We start from the raw sequence: 9,582 nt of genomic DNA, 5'->3' as shown, positions 1-9,582 counted from the left end.
CGTTATTGTCATATTCATCAAAGTATTTTCTATTTTAACTTTAAATTATTTAAGATGTTAGGAATTTTAGTTGTTTGTATTTTAGTTATTTTAATCGCTATGCAAATCAACTATATCAACAATAATTCTTTATCATCACTTATTAAAGATAAATATATTACAACACAAAAAGAAGATCATCGTGTCTTTATCATTCCTGATTATATTTATATCTTAGGTTATTTCTTAGGACTTTATGCGATGTATGTAGGAGAAGAATTAGATGCAGGATTTGCGATTGCTTCTTGTATTGGGGCTATTAGTGCTTATGGTTTGTTCTATTATTTTATACCTCATACTTTAAATGAAATGGTTGATTCATTGAATCTAAAAGGCGAAGATACGATTGTTTTAGGTGATTTAGCTCTATTTATGCAACAAAGCAAACTATTAATTGTCTTTATTATGTTAGCTGTAATTTTAATACCAACATTTATTTTCTCATCAATTCATATGAAGATGTTGCATATTGCCTTACACATAGGAGCTGTTTTAATTAATTTTGTTTTATGTTTAAGTGTTGTTAGTCGTTTTGATATTGATGCTTTAGAAAAGAAAGAACATTTTAAAAACTTATGTAAGATAGGACTTACAAATAAAGAAGTTAAGAAGATTTCTTATAAAGAAGGAAATGGCTTTTACTTTGTTTTATGGATCTTTGCTGGTATTTATATTTTAAGTATTGCGTGTACGTTTTTAATTCGTGCATCGATTGATTTAGGACTTGTTGGTATTGTTTTACTTGAATTTATTGTTCCTTATGGAATGGCTGAGTTCATTGTTTATTTAAAGAAAAGAGGTCAAAATTATGAGTTACATGGAAATTAGAAATTTAAAGAAAGTTTATAATCCTTATGGTGTTCATCCTAAGGTGGCTTTAAATGGGTTAGACTTTAAAGTAGAAAAAGGAGATTTTATTTGTATTATGGGAGCCTCTGGTTCAGGAAAAACAACACTTGTTAATATCTTGTCAACGATTGATGAAGCAACTCATGGACAAATTTTTCTTAATCAAAAAGATTTACTTTTATTATCGGAAAAAGAGAAAGCAAATCTAAGAAAAGAAGAAATTGGATTTATTTTTCAAAATTATAATCTTATTGAATCATTAACAATCAAAAATAATATTTTATTTTCACCTAGACTCAATAAAGTAAATCAACAAACACAACTAGAAAGGCTTCATGAACTTACAAAAATGTTAAATATTGAAGAAATCATTGATAAATATCCTTCCCAATGTTCAGGGGGACAACAACAAAGAGCAGCAATTGCGAGAGCGTTGATTAATGAGCCAAAGATCATCTTTGCGGATGAACCAACAGGAAATCTCGATAGTTTAAATGCTAGGGAGCTGATGGAATATCTAGTTAAAATCAATGAAGAAAAACACACAACTATTATTATGGTTACTCATGATAGTTTTGTAGCTTCTTATTCAAAGAAAGTTTATTATATGAAAGATGGTCAGTTAGATTTATCAATTGATCGTAATACAAAATCACAAGATGATTATTATAAAGAAATTGTTAAAGTAACAACACAAATGCATTTATAGAAAACAGGAGCAATCCTGTTTTTTTGGACTAAACGTCCATTGAAATAGTAAAAAGAGAAAGATAAAATAAGTATAAGAAATGAGACATTTGTGAGACAAATTTGAGACAAACTTGGGACAAATATTGAGTTCATACATGTTATAATCTACTTGTAATAAATCTAGATATGTTACTTTAAAAGAAAGTAGGTAATGTGTATGGAACCTCTAAATAAGTTAACAGCTGATGGTGCTTGTCGAACAGTATTCAGTAATGATGTCAGTTTTGCATCTTTTTATAATGCAGCTATATTTGAAGGGAAACAAATCATTCATCCTGATAGATTGGTACGTTATGAAAATGATATTTCTTTTATTATCAATGATTCGAAAAGAGCAGAAGATAAAAAAAGAAGAAGGGATATTGTCGTTAAAAGTGATATTAATGGAATCTACTGTATACTAGGAATAGAGCATCAAAGTAGTATTGATGAAACGATGGTTATTCGTTGTGGAATCTATGAAATGTTGGAATATTTAAAACAGGCAGAAAATAAAGAGTATAAAAGATTAGTTCCTCAAATAATAGTAGTACTTTATACAGGACCAAAGAAATGGAATGCTCCTTTAAAACTCAGTGATTATTTTGAAATACCCGAAGAATTAAAGAAATACTTTAATGATTGGAAAATCATTCTTGTAGATGTTAAAGAAATGGATACAAGTAAGATCAGTGATGAGCAAACTCGTTACTTTATAGAAGCTATCCAAGCAATGTATAAAGGAAGCTATGAAGATTTAAAAAAATTAAAGAGAATGAAAAAAGAAAACTTTCTCTATGCAGCCATCATTACAGGAAGTATAGATCAAGTTGAAAATGTTCTAGAAGGAGATGAGATGGATATGTGCGAAGGAATGGAAAGAATGGCAGAAGGATTTAGAAAAGAAGGAGAAGCGAGAAGTAAAAGTAAATATAAAGCAGAAGGAATTATTGAAGGAAAATTAGAAGAAAAACAAAATATGTTAAAAGAACAATTAGGAATTAAATTTGGAAGTCTTTCAAGTAATCTAACAAATCAATTATCAAAAGCATCTATTGAAAAACTTAATGTATTAACACGTCACATTTTTAATGTAACAAATGAAGAAGATGTTTTAAAAATTATTAATTGATAAACAAGAGCATAACAAGCTATATGGATCAATATGCAATGTTATGCCTTTATTTGCATATTAAATTCAACAACAATTTATTAACATAACAGCAATGTATAAAGGAAGCTATGAAGATTTAAAAAGATTAAAGAGAATGAAAAAAGAAAACTTTCTCTATGCAGCCATTATTATAGGAAGTATAGATCAAGTTGAAAACGTTCTAGAAGGAGATGAAATGGATATGTGTGAAGGAATGGAAAGAATGGCAGAAGGGTTTAGAAAAGAAGGTAGGTCTGAAGGAGTTATTGAAGGAAAATTGGAAGAAAAACAAAATACGTTAAAAGAACAATTAGAAATTTAGTTTGGAAATCTATCAAATAATCTAACAAATCAATTATCAAAAGCACCTATTGAAAAACTTAATATATTAACACGTCATATTTTTAATGTAACAAATGAAGAAGATGTTTTAAAAATTATTAACTAATAATTCAATGCATAACATGCAATAGAATTTAGATAGGTTCTTATTGCTTGTTATGCTTTTTATATTTTATTTTCGAAGATGATTGTTTATAAGGAAAGATATATTAGGAATAATTTTCTAACTTTTTGAGTAAAGGTTGGATTTTTTTTGAGAAATATTTTCTATTTTTGTAAGAGCTTTCTTTAGTGGGCAGGATTATGGTAAAATAATAATAAAGGTGGGATTGAAATGGATGATTATTTAAGAGAGATACAAACTGCCATATTTAGAAAGTGGATCAGTAATCAAAAAAGAGATTATTATTATCTTTATCCAAGTGAAACGGATCCGGATGCGATTATTATTGAAAATGAATACTGTTATAGTTATGTGACTTTTAATCCACAATGTATCATAGAATTATGTGTAATGAATAAAAGAACAGATGAAATGGCTTTTTATCTTCATTTTCAATTCAAAACATTGAAACATGCTATTTCTTTATTTGAAGAAATGGATCAATGTATTCAAAAAATGGTTAATCAACCAATATGTCGTCTTTTACTTTGTTGTAGTGGCGGGATGACAACAGCATTTTTTGCAGATAAAATCAAAAATGGAATAAAAGTTTTAAATTTAAATATGGAAGTAGCTGCTACTTCATATCAAAAAATATATAATGTTGCTCAAAATTATGATGTCATCTTACTAGCTCCTCAAGTTTCTTATGTTAAATTACAAGTGGAAAAAGTATTTAAAAATAAATTGGTTTTAAAGATACCTACACAAATTTTTGCTTCTTATAATGTAGGAGCTTTGATTACTTTTGTTGAAGAGTCTATAAAAAATAAGGAAAAGAAATATGATAGTACAGTAGAACCTCTTGCATCAATGATGGAAATTAAAACAAAGAAAAATATTTTAGCGGTTTCTATTAACGCTAATGGGGAAAATAGTCATATTTCTTATCGTTTATATAATAATCTACAAGAAATTGTATTAGATAGTAATATTATTAAAAGTAATATCAAATTACATGATGTTCTGGATGCTTTAGATACAGTTGTTTTACAAAATGAAATGATTGATGTGATTTCTATTGCTTTACCAGGAGTGATGGTTGAAGGAAACGTTTATTCGGGGATTATTGAGGGTGGAAATCATCAACTTAAGGAATTGTTGGAGAAGAGATATGAAAAGGAAATTTATTTGATTAATGATGTTAATGCTGCTGTTGTAGGCTATTATGCTTCACAAAACCAATATAAATCTATTGCTTTTTTATTCCAACCTATTGGACGTATGGCTGGAAGTGGCATAATTGTTAATGGTCAACTAGTAAGAGGAATGGATCATCTTGCTGGAGAAGTAGCACTTTTACCATTAAAACTTTCTAATGATTATTTTACACTTGCGAATACACCAGAAGGCACATTGGAACTTGTTAGTAAAAATATTATGAGTATTATAGCAATTGTATCACCAGAGGCGATAGTTGTTTATAGTGATTTGATTTTAGATAGTCAAGATGTGAGTAATGAAATAAAAAAATCATTGAGTCAATATTCTTTAAAAGTATATCCAAAGATTATTAAAGTGGAAAATATTTTAGAATATATATTATTAGGTGCAATGATTTTAAGTGCAAAGGAGTGATTTGATGAAAATTATTTGGTATGGACATTCTTGTTTTGAAATAACAGGCAGTGATGGAACAGTTATTTTTGATCCTTATCAAGAAGGTTCAATTCCAGGATTAAACAAACTTCATTTAAAAGGAAATCTAGTTTTATGTTCTCATGGACATAATGATCATAATGCTAGAGATTGTGTAGATGTATTGCCTAAAGAATTTAAAGTAGAAAAAATTAAAACGTATCATGACCATCATTTAGGTAGTCGTCGTGGTAAAAATACGATTCATATTTTAACTTATGAAAATATGAAAGTCGTGCATATGGGAGATATTGGCTGTATGATTGATGATCTTTCAAAAATCAAGAATTGTGGTGTTTTAATGATTCCTATTGGAGGTTATTATACAATTGATACAAAGGAAGCTTTAGAATATATCAATCAGATTCAACCACGCATTGTTATACCAATGCATTATCGTAGTGGTGATGTGGGTTATGATGTTTTATCAACCAACGAAGAGTTTATAAAAAATAGAAAAGATATCTGTTATGTAAAAGATGTTATTGAAGTCAATCAAGAAACGCAAAAACAAACGGTTATATTTGAAAAACCAAGGAACTAATTTTCCTTGGTTTTTGTTACGATAAACAATAAAGCAAGACTGATCATAATCATTGTTAAAGCGATTATAAATGCATAAAGATAAGAACCAAAGAAATCATAGATATAACCAACCATGGATAAAGAAATAGCAGCTCCCACATTAGAAGCAAAAGAAATTGTTGGGAAAGCTTTTGCATAATTTTCTGTTTTAAAGAAATATTTTGTAAGTAAAGGTATGGCAACGGCACCTAAAGAATAACAAGAACCAAACATAAAAGCTCCGATAATAAGTAGAACCATTGATTTACCAATCATGAGTAAAATAATTCCTAAAATATTAACTCCAATCATCATAAGTGTTGCTTTCATTTCTCCAAAATAATCACTTAAACTACCGATAATCAATTTAGAAACAATATTTCCCATCATTCCCGCAGATAACAACATGGCACATGTTGTAAGTGGATACCCCAAAGATTCTCCGTATCCTGGTAAATGTTGAGTCACACTTGTAATACAACTAATCAACATTCCAAAGATAAAGAAAGCAATAAATGAAACAGAAATAAAATGGAAAGAAGAAGTTGTTTGTTTTTGTATAGTTTCTTTTCTTTCTTGATAGCCATAGGGAACAAGTCCTTCATCAAAGGCTGTCATTTTAAAAGGATAAATGCAAGCTGGTAGGCATAATAATAAAATAATGATGGCTTTTAATAAATAGCCCATTTGCCAATTAAATGAACTAATGATACTTGATAAAATAGGTGAACAAATTGTTCCGCCTAAACCACTAAAACCAAAAGCAATACTTGTTGCAAGTCCATGTTTCTTTTCAAACCAACCATTAATAATGATTGTAATAGGTACGATGGAAAATAAACTTGTCGACATCCCACGAACAGCTCCTAAAATATAAAATGTTAAAGCATTTTTTCCTAGTGCCATAGCTGCTGTAGAGGCAACGGCAACAATAACGCTGATAGTAAGTACTTTTTTAAAAGCAAATTTTTCATAGATTTTTGGAACAAATAATGACATCATAGCAGTTGCAAGGGAAAATAATGTCATATGCATTGAAAATGTTCCTCTTAACATATGTAAATTCTTTGAAACAGGTGTATAGAAAACACCTGATGAATTAATAGAAATTCCAATCGATGCAGCAGCTAAGCCACAGCAACAAACTAATACCAACCAATGTTTTTTCATAAACATCTTCCTCCTTTTACTGTCTTTATTTTATAAATGTTTATTAATAATGTCTAATACTTATAATTGATCCAATATAATGCTTTATAAGCATTGTAAATAAAGTAATTATATTTCTTTTAATTTAAAATAAAACGTATTAAAATAAATGCAGTAGGGGGATTTAAAGATGAGATTAGAAAAAGTACTCAAAGAAATGCAAAAAAGACAATTAACGCATTTAATTATTAGTGATCCATCATCCATTGATTATTTAATTAATTATAAAAATAATCCAGGGGAAAGAATGTATTTACTTCTTTTATCAAGTGATGGACATCATAAATTATTTATGAATAATTTATTTTATTTAGATCGTGAAATTGATATTGAACAAGTATGGTATAGTGATACAGATAATTATCTTCAATTACTTGCTGATGAATTTGATGGCGCTTGTTCAATTGGTATCGATAAAAACTTTCCAGCTAGATTTTTAATGCCATTGATGGATTTAGTAGATGAATGTCATTTTGAACTTGGTTCTGAATGTGTTGATCGTGTAAGAATGGTTAAAGATGAAAAAGAACAACAATTAATGATAGAAGCTTCTAAAATTAATGATTTAGTAGTAGATGAAGTTATTAATATTTGTGCCAAGGGAAACTTAACTGAAAAAGAAGTTTCTGATCAACTTGCTGGTATTTACCAAAAACATGGTTGTACAGGAAATTCTTTTGAACCAATAGTTGCTTATGGTAAAAATGGAGCTGATAATCATCATAGTGGTGATGATTCTACTTTAAAACCAGGAGATAGCATTGTTATTGATATTGGTGGTTTATATAAAGGATATTGTTCAGATATGACAAGAACTGTTTTTTATAAAGAAGTTTCACCAAAACAAAAAGCGGTTTATGAACTTGTTTTAAAAGCTCAAAAGGCAGCAGAAGCCATGATTAAACCAGGTGTTCGATTATGTGATATTGATAAATGTGCAAGAGATATTATTGCTGAAGGTGGTTATACTGTTGAATTTAATCATCGTTTAGGTCATTTTATTGGACGTGATGTTCATGAATGGGGCGATGTTTCGCAAAACTATGATATTGAAGTTCAAGAAGGTATGACTTTCTCTATTGAACCAGGTGTTTATTTACAAGGTGAATTTGGAGTAAGAATCGAAGATCTTGTACTTGTAACAGAAGATGGATGTAAGGTCTTAAATAGTTATCCAAAAGATTTGAAAGTTATTGGTAATGATTAATAAAAAGCATAGGTTAGATAATCTAATCTATGTTTTTTTAATACTCTAAAAATAAATCAAGTGTTTTAGAATGATTTTGATGATACAAAGCACCACTTGCCTCTAAAAGACTAAGATTTAATTTATTAGATCATTTAAAACAACTTCATGTAGAATTTACTTTAGAAAGTAAAGTTATCAAAATTGATCAAGATGGTATTGTTTATGAAAAACATAATCAATTAGAAATACTTTCTCATTTTGATACGATTGTTTTAACTTTTGGTTCAAAAGCAAATTAAAACCTTTATTAAGAAATAAAAATTGAACATGTTTATTTAATTGTCGATGCAAGTAAAGTTGGTGACGCTAAAAAAGCTATTTTTAAAACTACTCAACTTGCTTTAAAACTTTAGAAAGGGATAACCCTTTCTTTTCTTTTTCAAATTATGAAAATAGCATCATCTTTAAAAAATTATGTTAAAATATATTTTACGACTAGGGAGGAAGAAATATGTCACTAAAAGCAAAATATAATTTTTTACATTTATTTTATTGGTTTACTGGATGTTGTATTAATGGTTTTATTGCTGTCTTTTTACAATCAAAAGGGCTTACAAATACTGAGATAGGGATTGTTACAGGAGGTTCTTGTATAGCAACAATCTTTTTATCACCATTTATGTCATCACTTATTTCTAAAATAAAAGGGATGACTATTAAAAAATTAATGACAATTTTAATGTTAACAACAGTTTTGTTATATATTGCGATGGCATTTTTACCAATACCAGCATTTTTAGTGATGGTTTTCTATGTTGTTATGTATGCTTTAAATATGTCCACAGTACCCATGCTTACAATGATTGCTATGAATTATATTAATGAAGGGACATATGTCAACTTTGGTTTAGCACGAGGAATTGGCTCAGCTTCATGGGCAACAAGTGCGCTTATTTTTGGACAAGTGGTTTCTTTTTTAGGAGCTAATGTTTTATCAATTGCATATTGTATCTTTGCTTTAGTGACATTATTTATTTTATATCATTTACCAGAATCAAAAATTACAGAAACAAAAGAAGAAGTTCAAGAAGAAGGATCTGTGATTACTGTTATTAAAAAATATAAAATTTTCTTTTTCTTACTTTTAGGTTTTTGTTTTATGTTTTCGGGAGCAACAGCAATCGGTACTTATTTAATTAATATTGTTAAAAATCTAGGAGGAAATACTTCTTTATACGGAGTAGCTATGTTTGCAATGGCTTTTAGTGAATTACCAGTCATGATGACAGTTCCTAAGTTAATGAAGAAATTTAATAGTGTAACACTTATTTTAGTAGCTTCTATTTTCTATCTTTGTCGAAATTATACAATTGGTTTAGCTCCTAATTTAATTGTTTTAATTATTGGTATGATGTTCCAAGGTCTTTCTTATGGATTGTTTACAGGAGTTATTACATATTATGTAACTTATAATCTAGAAACCCAAGATCAAATGTCAGGACAAACAATGATTGGGATTATGACATCAGGAATAGGTTCAACCTTAGGAAATGTTCTTGGTGGAGTTTTACAAGATACGATTGGATTGAATGCTTTATTTGTTTTTGTTTATTTAATGACAGCCATTGGTGCGATTATTATCTTTATTTGTAAATTTATGAGTATGAAAGTTAAAAAATAGCTTGATTTATGTCGAGGACTTTGATA

The 9,582-nt window shown here is 28.5% G+C and carries 9 protein-coding genes; 8 read left to right on the top strand and 1 reads right to left on the bottom strand.

Annotation, left to right across the window (positions count from 1 at the left end):
- From C7U54_RS14720 to C7U54_RS11215, 6 genes are all read left to right on the top strand, one after another.
- Positions 1-867 (top strand): hypothetical protein (locus tag C7U54_RS14720; protein ID WP_162297515.1); only part of this gene is annotated, 867 nt, incomplete at its 5' end.
- Positions 848-1,597 (top strand): ABC transporter ATP-binding protein, encoded by a 750-nt coding sequence (locus tag C7U54_RS11235; protein WP_107030343.1) that lies wholly within the window; start codon positions 848-850, stop codon positions 1,595-1,597. The genes C7U54_RS14720 and C7U54_RS11235, both read left to right, overlap by 20 nt.
- Positions 1,598-1,795: 198 nt before the next feature.
- Complete coding sequence (locus C7U54_RS11230) at positions 1,796-2,749, top strand: Rpn family recombination-promoting nuclease/putative transposase (RefSeq protein ID WP_162297514.1); 954 nt, start codon at positions 1,796-1,798, stop codon at positions 2,747-2,749.
- Positions 2,750-2,843: 94 nt separating this feature from the next.
- A complete protein-coding gene (locus C7U54_RS11225) occupies positions 2,844-3,092 on the top strand; it encodes a hypothetical protein (RefSeq protein WP_146137631.1) in 249 nt (82 codons plus the stop codon).
- Between the two features lie 354 nt (positions 3,093-3,446).
- Complete coding sequence (locus C7U54_RS11220; protein ID WP_107030340.1) at positions 3,447-4,853, top strand: ROK family protein; 1,407 nt, start codon at positions 3,447-3,449, stop codon at positions 4,851-4,853.
- A 4-nt stretch (positions 4,854-4,857) separates the two neighbouring features.
- Positions 4,858-5,457: an MBL fold metallo-hydrolase gene (locus C7U54_RS11215; protein WP_107030339.1), complete on the top strand. Its 600-nt coding sequence runs from the start codon at positions 4,858-4,860 to the stop codon at positions 5,455-5,457.
- On the opposite strand, the gene C7U54_RS11210 is transcribed toward C7U54_RS11215, so the two are convergent.
- Positions 5,454-6,647 (bottom strand): MFS transporter, encoded by a 1,194-nt coding sequence (locus C7U54_RS11210; RefSeq protein ID WP_241522611.1) that lies wholly within the window; start codon positions 6,645-6,647, stop codon positions 5,454-5,456. The genes C7U54_RS11215 and C7U54_RS11210 overlap by 4 nt on opposite strands.
- Before the next feature lie 169 nt (positions 6,648-6,816).
- On the opposite strand from C7U54_RS11210, the gene C7U54_RS11205 reads away from it, so the two are divergent.
- A complete protein-coding gene (locus C7U54_RS11205) occupies positions 6,817-7,893 on the top strand; it encodes a M24 family metallopeptidase (protein WP_107030337.1) in 1,077 nt (358 codons plus the stop codon).
- A 493-nt stretch (positions 7,894-8,386) separates the two neighbouring features.
- Positions 8,387-9,556 (top strand): MFS transporter, encoded by a 1,170-nt coding sequence (locus C7U54_RS11200; RefSeq protein WP_022000883.1) that lies wholly within the window; start codon positions 8,387-8,389, stop codon positions 9,554-9,556.
- The last annotated feature ends 26 nt before the right edge of the window (positions 9,557-9,582 follow it).

Origin of the sequence: Faecalibacillus intestinalis, assembly GCF_003024685.1 — a bacterium.
In the GTDB taxonomy this organism is placed as follows: Bacteria; Bacillota_I; Bacilli_A; order Erysipelotrichales; family Coprobacillaceae; genus Faecalibacillus; species Faecalibacillus intestinalis.
Note: the sequence above shows the minus strand (reverse complement) of the source record. Positions and strands in the feature narration are given on the sequence as shown.

Excerpts from the sequence above, each read along its gene's own strand:
- C7U54_RS11220 (WP_107030340.1), top strand. The coding sequence starts at position 3,447 with ATGGATGATTATTTAAGAGAGATACAAACTGCCATATTTAGAAAGTGG.
- C7U54_RS11235 (WP_107030343.1), top strand. The coding sequence starts at position 848 with ATGAGTTACATGGAAATTAGAAATTTAAAGAAAGTTTATAATCCTTAT.
- C7U54_RS11230 (WP_162297514.1), top strand. The coding sequence starts at position 1,796 with ATGGAACCTCTAAATAAGTTAACAGCTGATGGTGCTTGTCGAACAGTA.
- C7U54_RS11205 (WP_107030337.1), top strand. The coding sequence starts at position 6,817 with ATGAGATTAGAAAAAGTACTCAAAGAAATGCAAAAAAGACAATTAACG.
- C7U54_RS11200 (WP_022000883.1), top strand. The coding sequence starts at position 8,387 with ATGTCACTAAAAGCAAAATATAATTTTTTACATTTATTTTATTGGTTT.
- C7U54_RS11215 (WP_107030339.1), top strand. The coding sequence starts at position 4,858 with ATGAAAATTATTTGGTATGGACATTCTTGTTTTGAAATAACAGGCAGT.
- C7U54_RS11225 (WP_146137631.1), top strand. The coding sequence starts at position 2,844 with ATGTATAAAGGAAGCTATGAAGATTTAAAAAGATTAAAGAGAATGAAA.
- C7U54_RS11210 (WP_241522611.1), bottom strand. The coding sequence starts at position 6,647 with ATGAAAAAACATTGGTTGGTATTAGTTTGTTGCTGTGGCTTAGCTGCT.